The sequence below is a fragment of the Actinoplanes ianthinogenes genome, assembly GCF_018324205.1.
In the GTDB taxonomy this organism is placed as follows: domain Bacteria; phylum Actinomycetota; class Actinomycetes; order Mycobacteriales; family Micromonosporaceae; genus Actinoplanes; species Actinoplanes ianthinogenes.
The window spans coordinates 1,194,668-1,218,640 of sequence record NZ_AP023356.1 but is presented as its reverse complement, the minus strand read 5'-3'; the positions used below and the strand labels follow the sequence as shown (position 1 = coordinate 1,218,640).

Sequence of the window (23,973 nt, the reverse complement as noted above, 5' to 3'; positions counted from 1 at the left end):
GCCACCAGCGCCAGCCGGACACTCCCCGGCTGGCCTCCAGCGCCCTGTCTCGTGCCCGGGTAGGGCCACCAGCGCCAGCCGGACACTCCCCGGCTGGCCTCCAGCGCCCTATCCCATGCCTGGATAGGCCACCAGGACCAGCCCGACACTCCCCGGCTGGCCTTCAGCGCCCTATCCCATGCCTGGATAGGGCCGCCAGCGCCAGCCGGTCACTGCTCGGCTGGCCTTCAGCGCCCTGTCTCGTGCCTGATTAGGGCCACCGGGGCCAGCCGGACATTCCCCGGCTGGTCTCCAGCGCCCTATCCCATGCCTGGTTAGGGCCACCAGGACCAGCCGGACACTTCTCGGCTGGTCTCCAGCGCCCTATCCCATGCCTGGTTAGGGCCGCCAGCGCCAGCCGGGTACTGCTCGGCTGGTCTCCAGCGCCCTGTCTCGTGCCGGGATAGGGCCACCAGCGCCAGCCGGGTACTGCTCGGCTGGCCTCCAGCGCCCTGTCTCGTGCCCGGATAGGGCCACCAGGGCCAGCCGGACACTCCTCGGCTGGGCCTCAGCGCTCTGGGCGGACGCGGGATCGGGGCGAGCGGCTTGACGCGCCTGGCGCGTGGGATGGCTTCACTGTCTGGAGGTCGAAGCTGGTCAGGTGTGCCAGGGTTCGGCGGGGAGGCACTTGGTGGTGGGCTTCTCGGTGTCTGGGGGCAGGTAGACGGCCTGGCCCGTGTCGTTGACGTAGCAGGTCTTGATGCGGGCGAAGGCGCCGTCGAACAGCGGCTCCGCGAAGATGACCTCACCGGCGGCGTCGTAGCCGATCAGGCGTGAGCCGGCGGCGACAGATTCGGTGGTGAGCAGGCCGAAGGCGCCGTCGGCCAGGCGGGCGCGGAAGGTCCGGCCGGAGCCGTCGTCGACGATCAGCCGGGCGACCCGGGGACTGATCCGGCCCGCCGCCTCGACCTTGCCGGCGTCCACGTCCGTGGAGCTCAGGAAGAGCACCTGCACGGGACCGGGCAACCAGTCCTTCGACGCGCCCCAGCGGTCGTCGGCAAGACCGCCGGAGGGCTCGCTCCGCACCCCGGTGATCGGGTTGACGTGCTGCTCCGAGTCGCAGGCGAAGTAGCCGTCGTCGTTGAGGAAGAGGGCAAGGGCGCGACCGTCCGACTCGGCGGCGACGGCCACGTCCCCGGCGGCGACCGGGAAGCTGTGCTCCGGTGGCAGGCCCGTCCTCGCCCGCTCCTCGTTGCCCAGCTTGCGGAACGTGGCCCGGCTGGCGAGGCAGTCGTCGACCACGGTGCGCAGGGAGCCGCTCAGCTCGCCCGGGCCCATGGCCAGCGTGGTGGGAAGGTGCTGTGGGCGTACCAAAAACGCGCCGAAGGCGGCAGCGACCGTGAGAGTCGCGGCCACCGCGAGCCGCAGCCCACGCCGGGTCCTCCGGGGTTCCGCCCGGGTCCGGCTCAGCAGCGACGCGCGCATCCGGGCGGCCCGGGCCGGCGGAAGATCCCGCTCGGCCGGCGGCTCCAGCTCGATGATCATCGGGTTCCCTCCGGGGTGTCGGTGGCGAGCAGGTGTGTTCCGGGTTCGGTCAGCAGGCGGGTGAGGCGGGTGCGGGCCCGGCTCACGCGGCTGCGGACGGCGGTCTCGGTGACGCCGAGGACTGCGGCGGCCTGTGGGTATCCGACGCCGGACCAGAGGCAGAGGGCGACCGCCTCCCGTTCGGCGCGGGGCAGTCTGCGGACCGCGGCCAGCACCGAGCGCATCCGGCGTTCGTCGTCGAGCCGCCCCGCCACGTCGTCGGCGGGGTCGGCCTCGACCTCAGGCACGGGGGAGCGGAGCAGGCGATGGCGCCAGCGGGTCAGGGTGCGTTGCTCGGTGCGGGCGTGGTGGCCGGCGGTGACCAGCAGCCAGGGCAGCGGCGAGCCGTCGACCAGGCGGATCTCCCCGCGGCGCTGCCAGGCGGTGAGGAAGGTCAGCTGGGTGATCTCCTCGGCCAGCGACCAGGATCCGGTGAGCCGGAAGGCGTGGTTGTAGACGGCCCGGGAGTGGCGGTCGAAGAGGTCCCCGATGTCCTCGTCGCCGCTCTGGCCGGTGGTCATGGGCTGCATCGTCACATCCGGTTATGGCCACCGCGGGGGCGACTGTTGCAGGTCGTGAACTCGGGTGAACAGGCAATTGCCCATCTGTTTCGGGATCATTGCGCTGGGAGCGCTCCCATGTAATGCTGTCCGCGTCGGCCAGCGATCCCCACCGATACGTCGGCCGTCGCTCCCATTGGCGCTGATCATTGCGCCGCCGCACGTCTCGAGGAGTCCTCATGAGACCCATTTCCACCCGGGCACGCGCCCTCACGGCAGCCGCCGCCGTGAGTGTCGTGGCCGGCGCCGGTGCGGTCGCGGTCGCGACCGACGCCAGCGCGGCCGCCGGCTGCAAGGTCGACTACTCGGTGAACCAGTGGTCGACTGGCTTCACCGGCAACGTGACCGTGACCAACCTTGGCGACCCCATCTCCGGCGGCTGGAACGTCACCTGGGCCTTCCCCGGGAACCAGACGATCACCCAGGGCTGGAGTGCCACCATCACTCAATCCGGGGCGAACGTCACCGCGACCAACCCGTCGTGGTCCACCTCGATCGGCACCAACGGCACCGCGAACTTCGGCTTCAACGCGAACTACTCGGGCACCAACACCGCGCCGGCGACGTTCAAGCTGAACGGCGTCGCCTGCACCGGCTCGGTCCCGGCCAGCCCGTCGGCGAGCACGTCCCCCAGCGCGTCGACCAGCCCCTCCACCTCCACCAGCCCGTCCACGCCGACGAACCCGGGCACCAAGGTGGACAACCCGTACGCGGGCGTCAAGGGCTACGTCAACCCGGAGTGGAAGGCGAAGGCCGACGCCGAGCCCGGCGGCAGCCGCGTCTCGAACAACCCGACCGCGGTCTGGCTGGACCGGATCGCCGCGATCGAGGGCACCAGCGACAGCAGCTCGAACGGCTCGATGGGTCTGCGTGACCACCTGGACGCCGCGCTCGCCCAGGGCGCCGGCTACATCCAGCTGGTCATCTACAACCTGCCCGGCCGCGACTGCGCCGCGCTCGCCTCGAACGGTGAGCTCGGCCCGGACGACCTGCCGCGCTACAAGAGCGAGTACATCGACCCGATCGCCGCGATCGAGGGCGACGCGAAGTACAAGAACCTGCGCATCATCAACATCGTCGAGATCGACTCGCTGCCGAACCTGGTCACCAACACCTCCGGCCAGGCCGGTGGCACCGCGATGTGCGACACCATGAAGGCCAACGGCGGGTACGTCCAGGGCATCGGTTACGCCCTGAACAAGCTCGGCGCGATCGGCAACGTCTACAACTACGTGGACGCCGCCCACCACGGCTGGATCGGCTGGGACTCCAACTTCGGCCCGGTCGCGGACATCATGCTGACCGCCGCGAAGGCGTCCGGCAACGTCAACAACGTCACCGGCTTCATCACCAACACCGCCAACTACTCGGCGCTGCAGGAGCCGTACATCCAGCCGACCGTCACGGTCGGTGGCCAGACCATCCGGCAGTCCAAGTGGATCGACTGGAACCAGTACACCGATGAGCTGACGTTCGCCCAGGCGTTCCGCACGAAGCTGGTCTCGATCGGCTTCAACAGCAACATCGGCATGCTGATCGACACCTCGCGCAACGGCTGGGGCGGCTCGGCCCGGCCCACCAAGGCGAGCACCTCGACCGACATCAACACGTACGTCAACGAGTCGCGCATCGACCGCCGGATCCACGCCGGCAACTGGTGCAACCAGGCCGGCGCCGGTCTCGGTGAGCGCCCGAAGGCCGCCCCGGCCTCCGGTATCGACGCCTACGTCTGGGTCAAGCCCCCGGGCGAGTCGGACGGTTCCTCCTCGCTCATCCCGAACGACGAGGGCAAGGGCTTCGACCGGATGTGCGACCCGACCTACACCGGTAACGCCCGCAACGGCAACAGCATGAGCGGCGCCCTGCCGAACGCGCCGATCTCCGGCGCCTGGTTCTCCGCTCAGTTCCAGCAGCTGATGGCGAACGCCTACCCGGCTCTGTAACCGGCGACCGCAAGACCGGACCCCGCCCCGATCATGCCCGGGGCGGGGTTCCTTTTCCGGCAATGGTGAAGCCCCTACATGATGAAGTACAGTAACGGCATGGGAGACGACGAGCGGTACGCCGGGGCACTCGACCGGATCCTCGAGCTGGTCGTGCTGCTCCACGAGGACATGACGAAAAGCCTGGCCGCGCAGGGACTCTCGGTCTCCCGGATGACGCTGCTATGGACACTGCGCTCGCTCGGCCCCAGCCCGCAGCGGGCCCTCGCCGAGGCGCTGCACGTCACTCCGCGGGCGATCACCGGGCTGGTCGACGGCCTGGTCGCCGGTGGTCTGGTCACCCGGGAGCCGCACCCCACCGACCGCCGGGCCACGCTCGTCACCTGCACGCCGCGGGCCACCGAGCTGCTCGACGAGACCGCCGGGCAGCAGCGCGAGTTCGGCCGGCAGCTGTTCGCGCACATGCCGGCCGAGCGCTTCGACGGCCTGGTGGCCGGCCTCGACGACGTCCTGCACACGTTGCACGGGCTCGGTCTGGTCCATCAACCGGGGGTGACCTCATGATCAAGCTGATCCGCTTCGTGGTCGTCTACGAGCTGCGGCTGTGGGCCGCGCTGTGCCGGTGGGTCTTCCGCCGCCCGGTGCCGATCGAGCCCGGCGCGCAGCGTTTCACCTACCATCGCGCGGTCAACCTGATCCTCGGCGCGTTCCTCGTGGTCTCCGCGATCGAGGTGCCGATCCTGCACCTGATCCTGCCCTGGGAGCCGGTCCGGCTCACCGCGCTCGCGATCGGCGTCTACGGGTTGATCTGGATGGTCGGCCTGCTCGCCACCATGCGCGTGCACCAGCACCTGGTCGGCCCGTCCGGTCTGCGCATCCGCAACAGCCTGTCCCTCGACCTGCCACTCCCGTGGGAGCGGATCGCCGCGATCGAGGTGCGGCGCCGCTCGATGCCGCCGGGCGGGCAGACCCAGCTGGAGGACGGGGTGCTCGCGCTCGGCATGGCGGGCCAGACCAGCGTCGACGTCGTCCTCATGGGTCCGCTGGTGGTCCCGGTCCGCAAGACCCGCGGCGAGCCGGTCACGCGGATCCGCTTCCACGCCGACGAGCCGGAGGCCTTGGTGGCAGCCGCCCGCAGCCACCTCACCGCGCGGACCCAGGCATGATCGGCGCCGAGGTGGCGTGGCGGCTCGGCGACCGGGTGGTGACCGGTGCGGGCGGGAGCGTGGTCGGGCAGCGCTACGACCGCAACTACGACGTGTGGCACCTCGACCCGCAGCGGCCGCTGGCGATCGTCGCGGACGGGATGGGGGCGGGGGAGGGGAGCGCGGCCGCGGGCCGGATCGCGGTCGAGACCTTCGCGACCGGCATCACCGGCCCGGACCCGGCCGCGCTGCGGGCCGCTGTTCAGGAGGCCCATTTTCGCGTACGTGAGAAGGCCCGCACCCTGCGTGAATTGACGGGCTGCACCCTCACCGCCCTGGCGGGAGTCACCGACACGTCGGCCGGTGACGCTCCAGCGGCGGGCGCTGCTGCAACCGGCGGCGGTGCCGCAGTGGCCGGTGATGCTTCAGCGGTGGGCGCTGCCGCAATCGGCGGCGGTGCCGCAGTGGCCGGTGATGCTTCAGCGGTGGGCGCTGCTGCAACCGGCGGCGGTGCCGCAGCGGCCGGTGCGAGCGCCGGGGCCGCGGTGCAGATCGTGCAGGTCGGGGACTCCCGGGCCTACCGCCTGCGCGGCGGGCTGCTGGAACTGCTCACCGTCGATCACACGGTGGCCTGGCTCGGGCTCATTCACGGCTGGTATGCCGCGACCGATCCCCGCGCCGAGGCCGACGGTTACCGGCTCACCCGTTACATGGGCCACCCCGAGCAGCCGGACCCGGACGTCCTCGACGTTCCCCTGCACCCCGGGGACCGCCTGCTCCTCTGCACCGACGGGGTGGCCGGCCAGGTGCCCTACCAGGACCTCTCCCGCCTGCTGGCCGCCGGTCCACCCGCGGTCGCTGTCCGTTCTCTCCTCGACGCCACCCTGCGAGCCGGCGGCCAGGACAACGCCACCGCCATCGTCCTCGCCGTCACCTGACCCCGCTGTGCGAAGTCAAGGCGGCTCCGCGTGTCGGCACGGGACCGAGTTTTGATCTCCAGACCCACCCGCGGACAGTGAAGACACCCCCTGTGCCAGGGGCGTCAAGCGGCGTGGCCCGATCCCGGGTCTGCCTACAGCGCCGGGCCAGCGGGGAGTGCCGGGCTGGTCCTGGTGGCCCTATCCGGGGATGGGATAGGGCGCTGGGGGCCAGCCGGGTTGTGTCGGGCTGGTGCTGGTGGCCCTTTCCGGGGGTGGGATGGGGCGTTGAGGGCCAGCCGGGTTGTGTCGGGCTGGTCCTGGCGGCCCTGTCCGGGCACGCGATAGGGCGCTGGGCACCAGCCGGGGAGTGTCGGGCTGGTCCTGGTGGCCCCATCCCGGCACGGGATAGGCGCTGGAGACCAGCCGAGAAGTGTGCGGCTGGCCCTGATGGCCCTATCCGGGCATGGGATAGGGCGCTGGGGGCCAGCCGGGGGGTGTCGGGCTGGTGCTGGTGGCCCTTTTCGGGGATGGGGTAGGGCGCTGGGGGCCAGCCGGGGGGTGTCGGGCTGGTGCTGGTGGCCCTTTTCGGGGGTGGGATAGGGCGGTGGGGGCCAGCTGGGGGTTGAGCTCCGGGACCGGCCGCGGACAGTGAAGGAGGTGGCGATTGGTTTGGACGCGTCAGCGGCCAGATCGCTGCCTCCGGCCCGCGCGGGAGCATGCGATCCGCACCCCAGCGGACCTGCGTAGATAAAGAATTTGATCTTGCGGTTTGGTGTTCGAGGAGGAGCTACTTTTTCGTGAAAAAACGGTAGACGGCGCGATAGGGCACCGCGACCGGTTGGTCGCCGCCGCACGACCCCTTCGGGGCGGCGCCGCCCTGCGTGTCCAGTCGCTGGATCCAGGTGACCGGGCCGAACAGGCCGCCGCCGCGATTGCCACCGGCCTTGAACAGCATCTGCGGGACGCTGCCGTCCGCGGCCGGCTCGCTGACCGGGTCGGTGCCCTCCACCATCGAGCCGTCCTGGTCGGAGACCCAGGCCGGGCCGCGGAAGTGCACCGCGGTCACCTTCTTGACCGGGCTCATGGTCACCCCGGTCAGCGACGCGGCCGGCTCCAGCGGCTGCCACATGCCGCGCCGGCACTCGTAGATCTGCACACCGCGCGCCTTGAGCACGGCGTGCACCGCGTTGCCGGCCGGTGGTTGCAGCGTCTCCGGAACCAGCGGTTCGCCGCCCAGGAAACTCTCCTCCTGCGTGCTGGCCGGCGAACTGCCGGACGACCGGGAGACCGGCCGGTCGGTGCCGGCGAAGGACACGCCGGCGGGCACGGCGACGGAGGTCAGGGCGAGGGCGCCGACGGCGCTCGCGATCTTGACGGTACGGGTCACGGAGTCCTCCCCGATGGACGGTGACGCTGTGGATCACGGTAGGTGCACCGTAGACCGAAGCGTCCCGTTTAGGGGCGAAACCACCCGGGAGATGTGGGAATAACCGGACGGATTACGGCATCGTGTAGAAACCGGTCGGCAGGGTCTCCGCCCGGCGGCGTGCCTCCCGGGTCCGCGCGCGCACCCGGAGCAGCAGCAACAGCCCCAGGAAGAAGAACACGCCACCGACGATCAGTCCCGGCCCGAGCACGTTGCTGTCCCCTTCGCCGGAGGTCGGGGTGAGGGCGGCCACGGTCTGGGTCGGGGTGGTGCGGTTCGCCGGTGCGGTGTCGGCCGGGGCCTCGGTCTCGGTCTCCTCCGGCTCGGCGGTGGTCTTCGACGGCTTGGGGGTCGGCGACGAGGTCGCCACCTGCCCGGTCACCTCGGTGCCCGCCCCGCTCGCCGAGAGCAACGTGTTCTGCTCGTCGAACGCCCGCACCTCGAAGCGCACCTCGCCGCCGTCGCGCCCGGTGAAGCCGACCTGCCAGCGGCCGGTCACCGTCCGGTTACGGCACAGCGTGCCCGGGTCGAGCTGCTGGTCGGTCACGGTGGCGGTGTCGCCGTCGAGGCCGATCCGGGTGGGGAACGCGCCGGAGTCCTCGAAGCGGGTCACCCGGATCTGGTCGAGCGGCACCGAGCCGCCCTGGACGATCAGGGTGAACCGCACCTTGCGGCAGTCCCGCTGGTCGGAGGTCACGACCGCGGTCACGGTCTTGGTGTTCCCGCTCGCCTTGAACGTGGCGGGCGCGGTGAGCCGCACGCCGAAGCCCGGAACGTCGGCCCGGGCCGGAGTGGTCGTGCCGGCTGCGCCGATCGCGGACCCGGCCAGGGCAGCGCAGAGCAGCGCGGTGGAAGGCCGCACGTCGAATCCCCCCTCGTAGGTGACGACTGGCGTCACTAGTAAGTTCGCCGGGCGCGGCCGTTTGGTTCACCCGGTGGCCCGGGTCACTCCATGGCGCACCTTAAATTCTCCTTAGCGGACCCGTAAAACGGTCGTTAAAGCAGCTCAGCGGCCATGTGCGGGACGTAGTGGGACGATCACGGAAAAGAGTCGCCCAGAAATTTCGCACGCGTTCATCCGAAGCCCCGCCCGGCACGTAATCCGGGGAGGACACGGCCGGGGCATCGCAGGGGAAAGCACGCCGCGGACGGGTCCGGAACAACTTGAGCACGGGGCGTTCCCCACGAACGCCGGCGTCCCACCGCCCACGGGACGTGACCGTTGCGGAAAACGAGGAGTCAATGGCCCGGACGAAGAACAAAGAAGGCGCCGCGAGTAGGGTCGCGGTCGACATCGGCTCCACCGGTAGCCGTTCCGTGCCCCCGAGCGCGGTCATCCTGCTGGTGGTCTGTGTCGTGGCGGCAATCTGGTCGGTCGCGATGATGACCAAGCCCGGTCGCATCGGGTACGTGTACTTCTTCTACTACTCCGAGTTCTACATGGGTGTGCTCACCCTGGTCTCCCTCTCGATCACCATCATGGTCGGGCTGGTCTCCACCGACCGCCTGGTCCTCTCGATCAGGCAGCGGGTCCTGCTCCAGTCGACCCACCGGACCACCGGCGTGATCGCGATCGCCTCGCTGGTCTTCCACCTCTGGACCAAGACCGTCGAGTCGCACATCCGCGTGATCGACATCTTCGTCCCGTTCATCACGCCGACCAACACGCTGTACATCGGCCTGGGCCAGATCTCCGGGTACATCCTCGCGCTGGTCACCTGGAGCGGTCTGGCGCGGGCCAAGTTCATCGGCCGCGGCAAGCCGTGGATGTGGCGGGCGATCCACTCGATCTCCTACCTGATGTGGCCGATCGCCCTGATGCACGGTCTCGGCGCCGGCCGCGCCGCGAGCACCTGGGTGATCGTCAGCTACGTCATCTGCGTCCTGCTGGTGCTCATCGGCCTGGCCGTCCGCCTGTCGGTCAGCCTGAACCGGCGCAAGGACTTCTCGTCCGCGGCCGGTGTCGGCGCCGTCAAGCCGTCGACCGGCGGTGTGGTGCCCACCTCCAGCGCGCCGCGCAACCGCTGGGGCAGTGGTCCCCAGCAGGCGCCCGGCGGCGACCTGGTGCAGGCCGCGCCGAGCGTCAACACCTGGGTGCCGGTCGCACCCCCGGTCGCGGTCGCGCCGCCCGCCGCCCCGGTCAGCCCGGCCGTGGCCCCGGTCAGCCCCGCGCCGGCCCCGCGTCAGCGCCGCGCCGACGAGGAGTTCTACGAGGAGCCGACCCGGGCGATGACGCGGCGGGAGTTCGACGACGACCGGTACGAGGAGCCGGTCCCGCGCGCCCGCCGTCGCGAGGACGACTACTACGACGACGGGCCGCGCCCGCGCAGCCGCCGGTACGAGGACGACGAGCCTCGTGGCCGCCGGTCGGCCGAGGACACCGGCACGCGCCTGCGCATGGACGACACCGGCACCCGCCTGCGCGTGGAGGACACCGGGACGCGCCTGCGCCGGGACGAGATGACCGACACCGGCACCCGGATGCGCCGGTACGCCGACGACGACGATTACTACGACGAGCGTCCCCGCGGCGCCGGCCGGCGCCGCGCCGACGACGAGCCCCGCTACGAGGACGTGCCCCGCTACGAGGACGTGCCCCGCCAGCGCGGCCCTCGCTACGAGGGGGACGACGAGCCCCGCGGCGGTGGCCGCCGCCGCGCCGACGACGGCCGGCACAGCCGCAGCGAGTTCGTCGACCTGGCCGACGACGACACCCTGGTCGACACGTCCGCCCGCCGGTCCCGCCGCCCGTCCAGCGACGTGGTCCGCGGCGGTGGCGCCCCGGCGCGCCGCGGCCGTGGCCGGGACGACGACGAGGCGTACTTCTCGCAGCTGCGTGGTGACGTGAATTGAGCACGGCACAGGTTCCCCCGGTCACTTCGATCGGCATCCCGCGGATCACCGCGGGCTACGACGAGTACGGCCGCCTCGACCTCCAGGCGCACCAGGAGGTGCACGGCGGGTTCGCGGCCCTCTCGTCCGGTGAGCTGATCGGTCTCGCCGACCGCATCGAGCTGCGCGGACGCGGCGGCGCCGGTTTCCCGTTCGCCCGCAAGGTGCGCGCGGTGATCGACTCCTGCAAGCGTCAGGACCTGCCCCCGGTGATCGTGGTGAACGCCACCGAGGGTGAGCCGCCGTCCTGGAAGGACAAGGCGATCCTGACCCGCAGCCCGCACCTGATCCTGGACGGCGCGGCCCTGGCCGCCGCCGCCCTGGACGCCGAGGAGATCGTCATCGGCGTGGCCGACGACGGCATCGGGCAGAACTCGCTGATGGCGGCGCTCGCCGAGCGGAAGATGCCGTGCCCGGCCCGGATCGTCACGGTCCCGCACCGGTTCATCTCCGGCGAGGGCGGCGCGCTGGTCCGCGGCATCAACGGTGAGGCGCACATCCCGCCCGGCCGCAAGGTGCGCTCCAGCGACAACGGCGTGATGGGGCTGCCCACCCTGCTCTCCAACGCCGAGACGTACTCGCAGCTGGCGATCGCGGCCCGGCTGGGCCCGTGGGAGTACAACTCGGTCGGCATCCCGGAGGAGCCGGGCACGGTCATGCTCACCGTCGGCGGCTCGGCCACCAACCCGGCCGTGGTCGAGGCGCCCAGCGGCACGCCGCTGATGGACGTGCTCAACATGTGCGGCGCGGACATCGGCCCGGGCCTGCTGGTCGGCGGATACCACGGCAAGTGGATCAGCGCCGAGCAGGCCGAGACGGTGACCATCTCCCGCAAGGGCTTCGCCAAGGTCGGCGGCACCCTCGGCGCCGGCATGCTGATCCCGATCGGCTCCAAGACCTGCGCGCTCGGCGAGGTCGCCCAGGTCGTGCAGTACCTGGCCGGCGAGTCGGCCGGTCAGTGCGGCCCGTGCCGGCTCGGCCTGCCCGACCTGGCCCGGGCGGTCACCCTGGTGTCGCTCGGCGGTTCCGCCCTGGAGCAGGTGCGGCAGGCGGCCGGCCTGGTCAAGGGCCGGGGCGCGTGCAGCCACCCGGACGGCACGTCGCGGTTCGCGCTCTCCGCGCTCGAGGTGTTCCACAAGGACGTCGAGGCGCACGCGAACGGGGAGGGCTGCGGGAAGCAGACGCGGGGCATCCTGCCGCTGCCGTACACCGCCGAGAAGGGCGCCCGGAAGCTGGCCCTGGACTGGTCGCGGTGTGACGGGCACGGGCTCTGCTCGGCGGTGGCCCCGGAGATCATCCGGTTGGACCACAACGGCTTCCCGGCGTTCCCGCAGACGCCGCTGCCGCCGTGGCTGGAGGACGGCGCCCGCAAGGCGGTCAACGTCTGCCCGGCGCTGGCGCTGCGCCTGATCGACCCGGCGACGGCGAGTCACTGATGGCGACCCGGCGCGGTCTGTTGACCCTGCCACTGGCCCTGGTGATGGCCGGTTGCGCACCGTCCGATGCGCAACCGGCCGCTGCCGGGCCGGCCGCGCCGGTCGCGGAAGCCCTCAGATTCTCCGGTACGACGCTGGACGGCGCCCCCTATGACGCCGCCCAGCTCGCCGGGAAACCCGCCGTCCTCTGGTTCTGGGCGCCGTGGTGCGCCACGTGTGCCAGCGAGGCCCAGTCGGTCGCCGACTTCCACGACGAGTACGCCGACCGGCTCACCTTCCTGGGCATCGCCGGGATGGGCACCACCAAGGCGATGCACGAGTTCGTCGCGGACCTCGGGGTGGGCAAGGTGACCCACCTCGACGACCCGGACCTCAAGATCTGGACGAAGTTCGGCATCACCCAGCAGAGCCTGTACGTCTTCCTGGACGCGGCCGGCGGCATCGTCAAGCGGGGTTACCTCGACGACCTCCAGCTCACCGCGGAACTGAAGAAGCTGGTCAGCTGACCGGCGCCTTGGCGCGCAGCACGGTGAGGAACTCACGCATCCAGTACGGGTGGTCGGGCCAGGCGCGCCCGGTCACCACCACGCCGTCCACGTGGGCGGCGCTGTCGATCCAGGTCCCGCCGGCCGCCCGGACGTCCGGGGCGCACGCCGGGTAGGCACTGGAGGTCCGCCCGTCGAGCACGCCGGCCGCGGCCAGCACGAGCGGGCCGTGGCAGAGCGCGGCCACCGGCTTGTCGGCCTCGAAGAAGTGCCGGACGATCCGCAGGCAGTCCAGGTCGGTGCGGATGTACTCCGGGGCGCGGCCGCCGGGCAGCACCAGCGCCGCGTATCCCGCCGGGTCGACCTCGGCGAAGCTCTTGTCGGCCGGCCAGGTGTGCCCGGGTTTCTCGGTGTAGGTGTCGAAGCCGTCCACGAAGTCGTGCACCACGAACTGGAGTTTCTTGGCGGCCGGCGCGGCGATGTCGACCTGGTAGCCCTCCTCCAGCAGCCGCTGGTAGGGATACATCACCTCCAGGTCCTCGGCCGCGTCACCGGTCAGGAGCAGGATCTTGGCCATCGTCGCCTCCACACGCCGTCGTGAGCACCACTGCCCATCGTGGTCGTGTGGTCACAGGTGGTCAACCTCGACGAGGTGCGCCTTTCCCGCGCCGTCCCGCTCGACCCGCACCCGGGTGACCAGGCCCGGGCCGAGGCGGACCGGCAGCGGCGTGCCGTGCTGCTGCGCCTGCACCGAGTGCGCGCCGGGCGGCAGCGCCAGCGCGAGCTGCCGCCCGGCTTTCACCTGCCCCTTGACCACGCCGTCCACCAGGATCGGGACGGCGTGGGCGAAGGCGAGCAGGGACCGCGGCGGCCCCTCGACGATGAGCGTGCCGACGATGGTCATTGCGTCTCCCCAGGGGGTGTCACCAGGTGGCCGGCGGGACCGTCGGCTCGTAGGAGGTCTGCTCGGACGGCATCAGGATCCAGAGCACCGGGTAGATCAGGATCTGGCTGCCCGGGATCAGGAAGAGGATCAGGACGAACAGCGCGCGGGCGATCCACGGGTCGAGCCCGAAACGGCGGCCCAGGCCGGCGCAGACGCCACCGAGCATGCGGCCGTCACGCGGGCGGACCAGCCCCTGGCGGGCCATCGTGTCGTGCACGGCGTTCATGGCGGGTCGCTCTCTTTCCTTGGTCGGCGTCCCCGTCGTTCTCCGGCGGGAACTGATGCCACAAGAGTGCTACCCGGGTACGACACTTTCCATCCGGCGATGCCCGGATCGCCCCCGGACTCCGCGACTCAGGGTTGACCCCCAGTCGCCGTGTGTCGGTTCTGCGGCAACCTGGCCACCGGGTCTACTCCCGCTCCGGACATGCCCGATACAGTGCGAGCGAACACTGGGGGGCGCGAAAAACATGGTCGACAGCACGGTGCCGGGCGATCGGACGCAACGGTTGCGTCCGCACGATCCGCGCATGCTCGGCGACTACGAGTTGCTCGGGCGGCTCGGCGAGGGCGGCATGGGGACGGTCTATCTGGCCCGCCCCAGGAACGGGACGGCGCTGGTCGCCGTCAAAGTGGTGCGGCTCGATCTCGCCGACGACGACGAGTTCCGCCGCCGGTTCCGCAGCGAGGTGCAGCGGGCCCGGCAGGTGCCGCCGTTCTGCACCGCCGAGGTGCTCGACGCCGACCCGGAGCACGAGCAGCCGTACCTCGTGGTCGAGTACGTCGACGGACCCACCCTGGCCGAGGTGGTCGAGCAGCGCGGCCCGCTGACCTCGGCGAACCTGCACAGTGTCGCGATCGGCGTGGCCACCGCGCTGACCGCGATCCACGGCGCCGGCGTGATCCACCGCGATCTCAAGCCGCGCAACGTGCTGCTCGCCCCGGGCAGCCCCAAGGTGATCGACTTCGGCATCGCCCGGGCGATGACCGCGACCAGCGGCAACACCCGGCCCGACCAGATGGTCGGCACGGTCGCCTACATGGCGCCGGAGCGGTTCGACACCGACGCCGACACCCCGATCACCCCGGCCGCCGACGTGTTCGCCTGGGGCAGCGTGGTGACGTACGCGGGGACCGGCAAGACCCCGTTCTACGCCGACTCCCCGGCGGCCACCGCGGCCCGCATCCTCACTCAGCCGCCCCGCCTGCACGAGCTGTCCCGCCCGCTGCGCGGCCTGGTCGCGCACGCCCTGGAGAAGGACCCGGCCAACCGGCCCAGCGCCCGCGAGCTGCTCGACCTGCTGATCTCCGGCGAGCGCCCGGCGGCCACCGCGGCGGCCCTGGCCGACCAGCCGGACCTGCGCGCCGCCGCCGCCGAGGCGCAGGCGGTCACCGGTTACGCGATCCCGGCGAAAGCGATGGCCGGCACCGCCACGGCGCCCACCCTGAACATCCCGCCGGGCCTGGTCGGATACGACGAGAATTCGATCGTCACGGTCCCGATCTCGTCCCCGCCCGCCGAGACCGAGGTGACCGGCGGCACCGAGCCGCCGCCCCGGCCCGGCCGCCGCTGGCTGCTGCCGCTCACCGTTTCCGTGCTGGCCGCCGCCCTGATCGCGGGCCTGGTGATCCTCGGGTTGGTGATCCGCGGGCCGGCCGCTCCGCGCGACGGCGCGGCCGGGGCGGACGACGCCGCACCGACCTCCGACGATCCGGTGCTCGGCCGCCCGATGATCACCGACGCGCTGGACCGGGAGGCGTACTGGAAACCCAGCGAGCAGGCAGGCGAGGGCCGCTGCGACTTCATCGACGGCAGACTGACGGCGCACCGCGACACCGACGGGCTCTACAAGTGCCGGGGCCCGGCCGACGAGATCACCGGTGACGTGACCGTCGACGTCGACACGCGGGTGGAGACGCCGCTCAGCTGCGCCGGGATCTGGTTGCGATTCCTCAAGACGCAGGGCTACCTGGTGCGGATCTGCGAGCGGAACGTGTACCTCGGGGTGCACCGCGGCGACGACGTCCGGCCGAGACGCACCTTCGTCCTGACGGATCCGATCCAGCTGGACACGGCGGTGCGGATCCGGCTGCGGATCACCGGGGAGACGCTGACGATCAGCCGGGACGGCACGGAGATCGGTTCGGCGCGGCTGACCGAGCCCGATCTTCAGACCGGCAAGGTGGTGCTCGGCGTGTTCGACGAGCGCGAGGCCCCGCCGACCGCCCCATACCAGGTCTCGTTCGGCAACCTCCGGATCTGGGACCACTGACGGTTCGCTCGGCTTGCGGTTGTTGACGGCTTCCGTACGTACGGAAAAGTCACCAACCGCAAGCCGAGCCTGCCGTCAGTCCTTGGTCAGCCCGGCGCGGCGCAGGGCGTCGGCCATCGCGCTGTTGCCGAAGCTGTTGCCGCCGCCGCGCTGGCCGCCCTGGCCACCGCCCTGCCGCGGCTGGCCGCTCCGCTGGCCACCCTGGCCGCGCTGACCACCCTGACCGCCGCGCTGCCCGCCCTGGCCGCCCTGACCGCCGCGCTGCTGCCCACCCTGACCGCCCTGGCCGCCGCGCGGGCCGCCCTGACCGCCCTGGCCGCGGTCCTCGCGCGGCTGCCGGCCCCGGTTCGGCTCGTCGGAGAGCCGCATGGTCAGCGAGATCCGCTTGCGGACCGGGTCGACCTCGAGGACGCGGACCTTGACCACGTCGCCGGACTTGACCACCTCGCGCGGGTCCTGGACGAACTTCTCGGAGAGCGCCGACACGTGGACCAGGCCGTCCTGGTGCACGCCGATGTCGACGAACGCGCCGAACGCGGCCACGTTGGTGACCTGCCCCTCCAGGATCATGCCCGGCTGCAGGTCGGAGATTTTCTCGACGCCCTCGGCGAAGGTGGCCGTGGTGAACGCCGGGCGCGGGTCGCGACCGGGTTTCTCCAGCTCCTTGAGGATGTCGGTGATGGTCGGCAGGCCGACCGTGTCGGTCACGAACTTCTCCGGGCGGATCGCCTTCAGCAGCGGGCTGTTGCCGATCAGCGTCTTGACGTCGGCGCCGGCGTCGGCCGCGATGGTCCGGACCAGCGGGTACGACTCGGGGTGCACGCTGGAGAAGTCCAGCGGGTCCTCGCCGCCCGAGATCCGCAGGAAGCCGGCGCACTGCTCGAACGCCTTCGGCCCGAGCCGGGCCACCTTCTTGATCTCGTTGCGGTTCTTGAACGGCCCGTGCTGGTCGCGGTGCAGCACGATGTTCTCGGCCAGCCCGGCGGTGATCCCGGAGACCCGGGTGAGCAGCGGCGCCGAGGCGGTGTTGATGTCCACGCCGACGCCGTTCACGCAGTCCTCGACCACCGCGTCGAGCGAGCGGGCCAGCTTCACCTCGGAGAGGTCGTGCTGGTACTGCCCGACGCCGATCGACTTCGGGTCGATCTTGACGAGCTCCGCCAGGGGGTCCTGGAGGCGGCGGGCGATGGAGACCGCGCCGCGCAGCGACACGTCCAGGCCGGGCAGCTCCTGCGAGGCGTACGCGGAGGCGGAGTAGACCGACGCGCCGGCCTCGGAGACCACCACCTTGGTCAGTTTCGCCTCCGGGTGCCGCTTGATCAGCTCGGTGGCCAGCTTGTCGGTCTCCCGGGACGCGGTGCCGTTGCCGATCGCGATCAGGTCGACCTGGTGCTTGCTGGCCAGCGCGGCGAGCCGGTGGATCGACTCGTCCCACTTGTTCTGCGGCACGTGCGGGTAGATCGTGTCGGTGGCGACCACCTTGCCGGTCGCGTCGACCACGGCGACCTTCACACCCGTACGGAAACCGGGGTCGAGGCCCATCGTGGCGCGCGTGCCGGCCGGGGCGGCGAGCAGCAGGTCCCGCAGGTTCGCGGCGAAGACGCGGACCGCCTCGTCCTCGGCCGCCTCGCGCAGCCGGACCCGCAGGTCGGCGCCGAGGTGGATGAGGATCCGGGTGCGCCAGGCCCAGCGGACCGTGTCGACCAGCCACTTGTCGCCCGGCCGGCCCTGGTCGCTGATCCCGTTGCGCCCGGCGATGCGGCCCTCGAAATAGCCCTCGTCCTCCTCCGGGTGCGGCTCCATGGTGAGGTCGAGGACATCCTCCTTCTCCCCGCGGAGCATGGCCAGGATGCGGTGCGAGGGAAGTTTGGTGTACGGCTCGGCGAAGTCGAAGTAGTCGGAGAACTTCGCCCCGTCGGTCTGCTTGCCGTCGCGCACCTTGGCGACCAGCCGGCCCCGCGTCCACATCTGCTCGCGCAGGTCACCGATCAGGTCGGCGTCCTCGGCGAACCGCTCGATCAGGATCGCCCGGGCGCCGTCCAGCGCGGCCTGCGGGTCGGCGACGCCCTTGTCCGCGTCGACGAAGGCGGCGGCCGCTGCCTTCGGGTCCACGGTCGGGTCGTTCAGCAGGCCGTCGGCGAGCGGCTCCAGACCGGCCTCGCGGGCGATCTGCGCCTTCGTCCGGCGTTTCGGCTTGTACGGAAGGTAGATGTCCTCCAGCCGGGCCTTGGTGTCGGCCTCGAGGATCTGCTGCTCCAGCGCGTCGTCCAGCTTGCCCTGGGCGCGGATCGACTCCAGCACCGCGGCCCGCCGCTCCTCCAGCTCCCGCAGGTAGCCCAGGCGCTCCTCCAGGGTGCGCAGCTGCGCGTCGTCGAGGGTGCCGGTCACCTCCTTGCGATAGCGGGCGATGAACGGCACGGTCGCCCCGCCGTCGAGCAGCTCGACGGCCGCCGACACCTGGCCTTCCCGTACCCCCAACTCGGAGGCAATGCGTTGATGGATCGCTGTCGTCACGCCGACGATTGTTACCGAGGCGGCCGGGCCTTGTCGCGTCGCCCCGCAGAGATACGCCGTCATGATCACGGGGCGTCCCACCGGCAGGGGTCACCTGCGTGGCCGAAACCGGTCGGTAACCGCCGCGCCCGGCCGCGGCGTGCGGTATGCCCGCCGCAGCCACCATGAGCTGCGAAAAGGTCGGATCGCCCGGGCGCCACGAAAGGTAGGTATGGGGGTACTAGAGACAACCCAACGGGCCTTTGGCACTCTTGCTACATGACGCTTGCTGTCCGGGCGGTCGCCGCCACTGATCAGGGCCTGGTCCGGTCCAACAACGAGGACGCGGTTTTCGTCGGCAATCGCCTCTTCGTGGTCGCGGATGGCATGGGCGGGTTGCCCGCCGGAGAGCTCGCGAGCGACATCCTGGTGCAGACGCTCGGCGAGGTGGACCACAAACCCGACACGGGGGAGCCGCTACAGGATCTGATCGAGGCGCTCCAGCTCGCCAACAAGCAGATCGAGAAGGCGGTCGCGGACGACGACGCCCGGGACGGCATGGGCACCACGGTGACCGCGCTGCTGCTCTCCGGCGACCGGCTGGCCGCGCTCAACGTCGGGGATTCCCGCTGCTACCTGCTCCGGGACGGCGAGTTCCAGCAGCTCACCCGGGACGACACGTATGTGCAGGCGCTGGTCGACCAGGGCGTGCTGACGCCGGACGACGCCCGCCGGCACCCGCAGCGGGCGCTGGTCACCCAGGCCGTGCAGGGCGGCCCGTTCCGCCCGGCGGGCCGGATGATCCCGGCACGCGTCGGTGATCGTTACCTGCTGTGCAGTGACGGGCTGTCCGATTACGTCGAGGACGCGGTGATCGCACAGACGCTGCGGGACAACCCGGATCGGCGGACCTGCGCGGCCGAGCTGGTGAATCGGACGCTGGAGAACGGCGCCCCGGACAACGTCACGGTCATCATCGCCGATGTGATCGAGGTCTAGGTCCGCTCGAACGGGTGCGGCTCCACATCCTGGTAGGGATGTGGAGCCGCACCCGTTCCGCGTTCATCTCGGCCGGCCTCATCTCGGCCGGCTTCATCTCGGCCGGCGGAAAATTCGGCGAGCCGGAGAAGTTCGATATCAACTAAGATCAAGGCATGGTGCGTAAAAGCAGCCTGAAGGGCTACCTTCTGGAGGAAGCACTGGCATGGCTCATGCGGCACAGCGGATATGAACTCCTCGTTTCGGACACGCAGGATCCCGACGAGCTGCTCACCGAGAGAGGATCTCTGTGGGTCAAAGGGCGCGGCACGAATCACCAGGTCGACGTGCTCGGCGAATTCGCCTTCACGCCGGCATTCTCGCTTCCTGTGCGCCTGTTCCTCGAAGCGAAATTCCTGTCCCGTGCAGCCGATATCAGGGTGGTCCGCAACGCCCATGGCACGCTGGCTGACGTGAACCAAAACTTCGTCGCCATAGCCTCTTCGCGGCCGAGAAGGCGATTTCAGTACTGTTATGCACTGTTCTCCGCGAATGGATTCACGCCAGAGGCCGAGGCTTTCGCGCTTGCGCATCAAATTTCCTTGGTCAACCTCTCGATACCCGGCCTCTCCTGGCTTCTCGATGCAGTTTCTCGATGTGCTGACCGGCTGCACGCTGCGGCAGAGCGGCGTCGCATCACTCGGTTTCCGGTCGGCGCCATGCGCACGTTGATCCGTCAGGTTCTGGGAACAGCGCCGATTCCTCCGTCCGTGGAGTATTCCATCAATGCCCCAAGGTTCAGGGAGGACCTGGAGCTCATCGTCGGGGAATTTGCGAGAGCGTTGCACGAGCATGGAAATAGCGAGCTGCTCATCGGATTTCCTCCTGCCCCATTTGTGTTGCCCCTGACAACCGAGAGTCGAAGTCAATTCGTTGACTACTCGCTGACGCACCCCTCGCATCCAGTGATCATGCGTCCCGTGCGGGGCAATGCTGATGGGGAGTGGGAACTCAGTCCACGCGATGCCCCCGGAGCTTACCGCGTCACGTTCCATCTCCCTAAAGGTATCGAGGTTTGGCTGGCGGAAAGCGAGGAAAGGCGAAGCAAGCGCATCCGATCCGTCAAGTCTCAGTTTCTGTCGACGATCACCGTGTACTTCGAAGAGGGTGCGAATCTGCACGTCTGTCATCTTCGCTACGAGGCCAGTCAAATAGCAGAATTGCGGTAATCGATCCTGACGGCGCGGGTCCGCATTCCCATCCGCATCACGGACTTTCGTGTGGCGGGCGAGTGCGCCGTCGTGGTGATGTCCGCGGGCGGGCTGGGTCAGGAACGGTGGCGGGACGGGTTGGGGTGGCGTGGCTGTGACGGGGCGGACTCGCCGGAGAAAGTAGCGGTGAGTGCCGCTCCGGTGAGCAGGACTGCGGCGGTGACCACGAGGGCGGTCGGGGTGGGCAGGGCGCCCAGCACCGCGACGCCGAGGACCGCGCCGATCTGGCGGGCGGCGTTGAGGGCGCCGGAGCCGACTCCGGCCAGGTCGGGTGGCAGGGCGCCCACCACGGCGGCCATCAGGGCCGGGATGGCCAGGGACACGCCACAGCCCAGGACGAACAGGCCGGCCATGGCTACCGGCACACGGTCGGTGAGTTGGGCCGCAGCGCCGACGGCCATCAGCAGGAAACCGGCGGCGGCCGGGCGGCGGGGGCCGGAGCGTGCGACCAGGCGGCCGGTCAGGATCGGGTTGATCGCGGTGGGCACGGTCAGCGGCAGGAACGCCAGGCCGGTGAGCGCCGGGGACCAGCCGTGCGCCCGCTGGAAGAACAGGGTCAGTACGAACAGCACGCCGGACAGACCGAAATTGACCACGGTGCCGGCGGCCAGGCCCGCGCCGACCGTGCGGTCGGCGAACATCCGGGACGGGAGCATCGGGTCGGCGGCGCGCTGCTGACGCAGCACGAAAACCACGATCGCGGCCGCGGACAACAGGAGGGCGGTCGGATTGCGGGCGATGGTTCCGTACGTCAAAAGGCCCAGAGCCGAGCCGGAAGTCACCTGACCGACCGCATCCACCCGCCTCCCGCCCGTGCCCGGCCGTGCCGGGCGGTCCGGCCGTCCGAGCAGCGCGATCGCGGCGAGCGCGACCGGAACGGCGGCCAGGAACACCGACTGCCAGCCGAAGGCCTCGACGAGCAGACCACCGGCGACCGGTCCCGCGACCAGCCCGGAACCGCTCAGCGCGGCCCACACCCCCAGGGCGCGGGCCCGGCTCGCAGGGTCCGGGTAGGCGGCGGCGATCAGTGCCAGCGAGCTCGGGACCAGCAGGGCGCCGGCGATCCCGAGCAGCGCCCGGAGCCCGATCAGCACGCCCGGCCCGGTCGCGAGCGCGGACGCGCCGGAGAGGGCCGCGAACGCCCACAGACCGGAAACGAACACTCGCCGGCCACCGAGGCGGTCGCTCAGCACCCCGGCGGTGAGCAGGCAGGCGGCGAAGGTGACCGGATAGGCGTCGGCTACCCACTGCAATGTGCCGCGGTCGCCGCCGAGCCGGTCACCGATCGTCGGCAGCGCCACCGTGACGATCGTGGTGTCCAGCATGACCAGGAAGTATCCGAGAGAGAGCGCGAACAGTCGCCGATTGATCCACACGGGACCACCCTGGCAGCGCGCGGGGCCGGGCGGAAACGGGCAGTTACGATGCGTGCCATCGGCGAAACCGATCGGGGGGGTGGCGTGGAGTTCCGGCAACTGCGGACGTTCCGGGTCGTGGCGCGGACGCTGAACCTGACCCGGGCGGCGGCCGAGCTGCATTACGCACAGTCGAGCGTGACCGAGCAGATCCAGGCCCTGGAGGCGGATCTCGAGGCGCCGCTGTTCGAGCGGGGCGGCCGCCGCCTGCGGCTGACGGCCGCCGGTCAGAGACTGGTTTCGTACGCCGATCAGCTCCTGTCGCTCGCCGAGGAGGCACGGGCGGCTGTCCGGGAGGACGCCGAGGAACCGAGCGGCGATCTGGCGGTCGGCGCGCTGGAGACGCTGTGCGTGCACCGGCTGCCGGGGGTGCTGTCGTCATACCGCGCCCGGTGGCCGCGGGTGCACGTCTCGGTCCGCGAGGCGAACCGTGGGGAGCTGTACGGTGCTGTCCGCCGGGGCGACCTGGACGTGTCGCTGACCTTCGGCGAGCCGCCGGCGGACGAGGCGCTCGGCGCCGCGACCGTGGACACCGAGCGGCTGATCGTGGTCACGCCGCCCGGACACGCGCTGGCCACGGCGTCGATGCTGACGCCGGGCGAGCTGGCCGGCGAGCCCTTCGTGGCGACGCAGGTGGGCTGCGGCTTCCGGGAGATGCTCGACCGCTCGGGACTTGGCTCGTCGGTGGTCGCGGAACTGGGCAGTATGGCGGCGCTGTGCGGCTGTGTCGCGGCGGGGATGGGACTGGCCCTGCTGCCGGAGTCAGCGGTCCGGGAGCAGCATGCTCGGGGCGTGGTCGCCGCCGTGCCGCTGAAGGACGCCGCTGCGCCGGTGACGCTCACGTGGCTGCGTCGCCGGGAGTCGCGTCCCGCCGTCGCCGCATTCCTCGCCGCGGCCGGAGCCGCCTGAGCCGGGCGCGCACAGCCGTGCGGATCCTGTGGGTCGTGGTCCCGCGCGGTCGTGAGGTCCGCTTCCTTGGGAGCCTGTGGTTCGTGGTCTCGCGCGGTCGTGTGGTTCGATCCCTGTGGATCGTGGTCTCGTGGTCTCGCGGTCGTGTGGTCCGCTCCCGGGATCCTGTGGATCGTGGTCTCGCGCGGGTCGCGTGGTCCGCGCCAGAGATCCTGCGGTTCGCTCTCCGCACCACGGACCCTGCGGTCTGCTCTTGCTTGTGGAGCTCGGTCAGCCGGGCGTGTCCGGAGGCGGGCCGCTGTCGAGGCGGGCGACGAGCGTCTTCGGAGCGACCACCCGGTACGCGTCCCCACACAACTCGGCGATCTCGGACCAATCCGGATCGTCGTCCAGGCGCACGCCGAGCCAGCCGCGATGCCCCACATAGGGCGGCCGGAAGAACCGCGCCGGATCCTCCGCGATCAGCTCCTGCTGGGCACCGGCAGGCGCGGCACACCACAGATGCGGGAAATGGTTGTCGTGATGCCCGTCCGGCCAGAGCATCACGAACTGCTTCCTGCCCCGCACGAAGAAGGCCGGCGCCCCATGGCTGAGCCGCTCCTCCACCTCGGGCAGCGCCAGGCAGAACCCGCGCACCCGCTCGACCCGCTCACTCATATCCGGGATTCTGCTCCGGGGGTCTGACATATTCTCGTCGGATGCTGATGGCGACGGAGCGGTTGATTCTGCGCAGGTTCCGGCCGACGGACGCGCCGACGCTGGCGGAGTACCGGTCGGATCCCGACGTGGCCCGCTATCAGTCATGGGACGCGCCGTTCCCGCTGGACAAGGCGATGACCGCGGTGCGCAACTTCGCCGCCAGCTCACCGGATCAGCCGGGCTGGTTCCAGTACGCGATCGAGCACAAGATCGAGCGCGCCCTGATCGGCGATGTGGCGGTGCGTCTGCACGACAACCTGCGACAGGCGGAGATCGGGTTCACGCTGGCTCCGGCGTACCAGAAACTGGGTTTTGCGACCGAGGCCGTGAGTGCCGTGCTGGACCGCTTGTTCCGCCTGCAAGGGCTGCACCGGGTGATGGGGGAGTGCGACGCGCGGAACGTGGCGTCGGCGGCGCTGATGGAGCGGCTCGGGTTCACCCGGGAGGGGCTGCTGCGGCAGCAGACCTTCATCAAGGGGGAGTGGACCGACGACCTGCTCTACGGGATTCTGGCGCCGGAGTGGCTGGCCCGCGACCCGGCCTGAGTTTTTCTCCTCAGACCCGCGTTCCGGGCCGGGGTCAGCGGTGATCGTGGGTGATCGATCCACGGAGAGGACGG

The 23,973-nt window shown here is 70.8% G+C and carries 22 protein-coding genes; 12 read left to right on the top strand and 10 right to left on the bottom strand.

The window, feature by feature from the left end; genetic code table 11:
• Positions 1 to 636 precede the first annotated feature (636 nt).
• Positions 637 to 1,524, bottom strand: a complete 888-nt coding sequence (locus tag Aiant_RS05580) for a hypothetical protein (RefSeq protein WP_189335929.1) — start codon at positions 1,522 to 1,524, stop codon at positions 637 to 639.
• A complete protein-coding gene (locus tag Aiant_RS05575) occupies positions 1,521 to 2,084 on the bottom strand; it encodes an RNA polymerase sigma factor (protein ID WP_229831321.1) in 564 nt (187 codons plus the stop codon). Before Aiant_RS05575 ends, Aiant_RS05580 begins: the two co-directional genes overlap by 4 nt.
• A 218-nt stretch (positions 2,085 to 2,302) precedes the next feature.
• On the opposite strand from Aiant_RS05575, the gene Aiant_RS05570 reads away from it, so the two are divergent.
• From Aiant_RS05570 to Aiant_RS05555, 4 genes are all read left to right on the top strand, one after another.
• Positions 2,303 to 4,066 (top strand): glycoside hydrolase family 6 protein, encoded by a 1,764-nt coding sequence (locus Aiant_RS05570; RefSeq protein WP_189335931.1) that lies wholly within the window; start codon positions 2,303 to 2,305, stop codon positions 4,064 to 4,066.
• Between the two features lie 99 nt (positions 4,067 to 4,165).
• Positions 4,166 to 4,630, top strand: coding sequence for a MarR family winged helix-turn-helix transcriptional regulator (locus tag Aiant_RS05565; protein ID WP_189335932.1), 465 nt, complete (start codon positions 4,166 to 4,168; stop codon positions 4,628 to 4,630).
• On the top strand, positions 4,627 to 5,232 hold the full coding sequence (locus Aiant_RS05560; protein ID WP_189335933.1) for a hypothetical protein: 606 nt from the start codon (positions 4,627 to 4,629) through the stop codon (positions 5,230 to 5,232). Before Aiant_RS05565 ends, Aiant_RS05560 begins: the two co-directional genes overlap by 4 nt.
• Positions 5,229 to 6,149, top strand: coding sequence for a PP2C family protein-serine/threonine phosphatase (locus Aiant_RS05555; RefSeq protein WP_189335934.1), 921 nt, complete (start codon positions 5,229 to 5,231; stop codon positions 6,147 to 6,149). Before Aiant_RS05560 ends, Aiant_RS05555 begins: the two co-directional genes overlap by 4 nt.
• A gap of 769 nt (positions 6,150 to 6,918) precedes the next feature.
• Here Aiant_RS05555 and Aiant_RS05550 read toward each other — a convergent pair.
• Together Aiant_RS05550 and Aiant_RS05545 are read right to left on the bottom strand one after the other, a co-directional pair.
• Positions 6,919 to 7,518 carry a DUF3455 domain-containing protein gene (locus Aiant_RS05550; protein ID WP_189335935.1) on the bottom strand — a complete coding sequence of 200 codons (600 nt, stop codon included), beginning with the start codon at positions 7,516 to 7,518 and terminating at the stop codon, positions 6,919 to 6,921.
• 112 nt (positions 7,519 to 7,630) lie between these two features.
• Positions 7,631 to 8,419 carry a hypothetical protein gene (locus Aiant_RS05545; RefSeq protein WP_189335936.1) on the bottom strand — a complete coding sequence of 263 codons (789 nt, stop codon included), beginning with the start codon at positions 8,417 to 8,419 and terminating at the stop codon, positions 7,631 to 7,633.
• Between the two features lie 380 nt (positions 8,420 to 8,799).
• Between Aiant_RS05545 and Aiant_RS05540 the strand changes: the two genes are divergently transcribed.
• From Aiant_RS05540 to Aiant_RS05530, 3 genes are read left to right on the top strand one after another with little or no spacing between them, the layout of a single operon-like run.
• On the top strand, positions 8,800 to 10,410 hold the full coding sequence (locus Aiant_RS05540; RefSeq protein ID WP_189335937.1) for a translation initiation factor III: 1,611 nt from the start codon (positions 8,800 to 8,802) through the stop codon (positions 10,408 to 10,410).
• Entirely contained in the window at positions 10,407 to 11,885 is a 1,479-nt protein-coding gene (locus Aiant_RS05535; RefSeq protein ID WP_189335938.1) for an NADH-quinone oxidoreductase subunit NuoF family protein, read from the top strand. Before Aiant_RS05540 ends, Aiant_RS05535 begins: the two co-directional genes overlap by 4 nt.
• Positions 11,885 to 12,391, top strand: coding sequence for a redoxin domain-containing protein (locus Aiant_RS05530; RefSeq protein ID WP_189335939.1), 507 nt, complete (start codon positions 11,885 to 11,887; stop codon positions 12,389 to 12,391). The genes Aiant_RS05535 and Aiant_RS05530 overlap by 1 nt, the downstream gene beginning before the upstream one ends.
• Here Aiant_RS05530 and Aiant_RS05525 read toward each other — a convergent pair.
• From Aiant_RS05525 to Aiant_RS05515, 3 genes are read right to left on the bottom strand one after another with little or no spacing between them, the layout of a single operon-like run.
• Positions 12,384 to 12,947, bottom strand: coding sequence for a DJ-1/PfpI family protein (locus Aiant_RS05525; protein WP_189335940.1), 564 nt, complete (start codon positions 12,945 to 12,947; stop codon positions 12,384 to 12,386). The two genes, Aiant_RS05530 and Aiant_RS05525, sit on opposite strands and share 8 nt — an antisense overlap.
• Positions 12,948 to 12,998: 51 nt before the next feature.
• The gene (locus Aiant_RS05520) at positions 12,999 to 13,274 is read right to left on the bottom strand and encodes a hypothetical protein (RefSeq protein WP_189335941.1); all 276 of its coding nucleotides are present in this window, start codon (positions 13,272 to 13,274) and stop codon (positions 12,999 to 13,001) included.
• 19 nt (positions 13,275 to 13,293) lie between these two features.
• A complete protein-coding gene (locus Aiant_RS05515) occupies positions 13,294 to 13,542 on the bottom strand; it encodes a PspC domain-containing protein (RefSeq protein ID WP_189335942.1) in 249 nt (82 codons plus the stop codon).
• Positions 13,543 to 13,846: 304 nt separating this feature from the next.
• Between Aiant_RS05515 and Aiant_RS05510 the strand changes: the two genes are divergently transcribed.
• Positions 13,847 to 15,589, top strand: coding sequence for a serine/threonine protein kinase (locus Aiant_RS05510; protein WP_229831323.1), 1,743 nt, complete (start codon positions 13,847 to 13,849; stop codon positions 15,587 to 15,589).
• A 75-nt stretch (positions 15,590 to 15,664) separates the two neighbouring features.
• On the opposite strand, the gene Aiant_RS05505 is transcribed toward Aiant_RS05510, so the two are convergent.
• The gene (locus tag Aiant_RS05505) at positions 15,665 to 18,166 is read right to left on the bottom strand and encodes a Tex family protein (RefSeq protein ID WP_425322687.1); all 2,502 of its coding nucleotides are present in this window, start codon (positions 18,164 to 18,166) and stop codon (positions 15,665 to 15,667) included.
• Between the two features lie 195 nt (positions 18,167 to 18,361).
• On the opposite strand from Aiant_RS05505, the gene Aiant_RS05500 reads away from it, so the two are divergent.
• Together Aiant_RS05500 and Aiant_RS05495 are read left to right on the top strand one after the other, a co-directional pair.
• Positions 18,362 to 19,081 (top strand): PP2C family protein-serine/threonine phosphatase, encoded by a 720-nt coding sequence (locus Aiant_RS05500; RefSeq protein ID WP_189335945.1) that lies wholly within the window; start codon positions 18,362 to 18,364, stop codon positions 19,079 to 19,081.
• Between the two features lie 155 nt (positions 19,082 to 19,236).
• Positions 19,237 to 20,289 (top strand): hypothetical protein, encoded by a 1,053-nt coding sequence (locus tag Aiant_RS05495; protein ID WP_189335946.1) that lies wholly within the window; start codon positions 19,237 to 19,239, stop codon positions 20,287 to 20,289.
• 98 nt (positions 20,290 to 20,387) lie between these two features.
• Here the strand turns inward: Aiant_RS05495 and Aiant_RS05490 are convergent, their stop codons facing one another.
• Entirely contained in the window at positions 20,388 to 21,707 is a 1,320-nt protein-coding gene (locus tag Aiant_RS05490; RefSeq protein WP_212846961.1) for an MFS transporter, read from the bottom strand.
• An 84-nt stretch (positions 21,708 to 21,791) separates the two neighbouring features.
• On the opposite strand from Aiant_RS05490, the gene Aiant_RS05485 reads away from it, so the two are divergent.
• On the top strand, positions 21,792 to 22,655 hold the full coding sequence (locus Aiant_RS05485; protein WP_189335948.1) for a LysR family transcriptional regulator: 864 nt from the start codon (positions 21,792 to 21,794) through the stop codon (positions 22,653 to 22,655).
• Positions 22,656 to 22,925: 270 nt separating this feature from the next.
• Here Aiant_RS05485 and Aiant_RS05480 read toward each other — a convergent pair whose 3' ends face one another.
• Positions 22,926 to 23,312 (bottom strand): MmcQ/YjbR family DNA-binding protein, encoded by a 387-nt coding sequence (locus tag Aiant_RS05480; protein ID WP_189335949.1) that lies wholly within the window; start codon positions 23,310 to 23,312, stop codon positions 22,926 to 22,928.
• Positions 23,313 to 23,353: 41 nt separating this feature from the next.
• Between Aiant_RS05480 and Aiant_RS05475 the strand changes: the two genes are divergently transcribed.
• Positions 23,354 to 23,899, top strand: coding sequence for a GNAT family N-acetyltransferase (locus Aiant_RS05475; RefSeq protein WP_189335950.1), 546 nt, complete (start codon positions 23,354 to 23,356; stop codon positions 23,897 to 23,899).
• Positions 23,900 to 23,973: the final 74 nt, after the last annotated feature.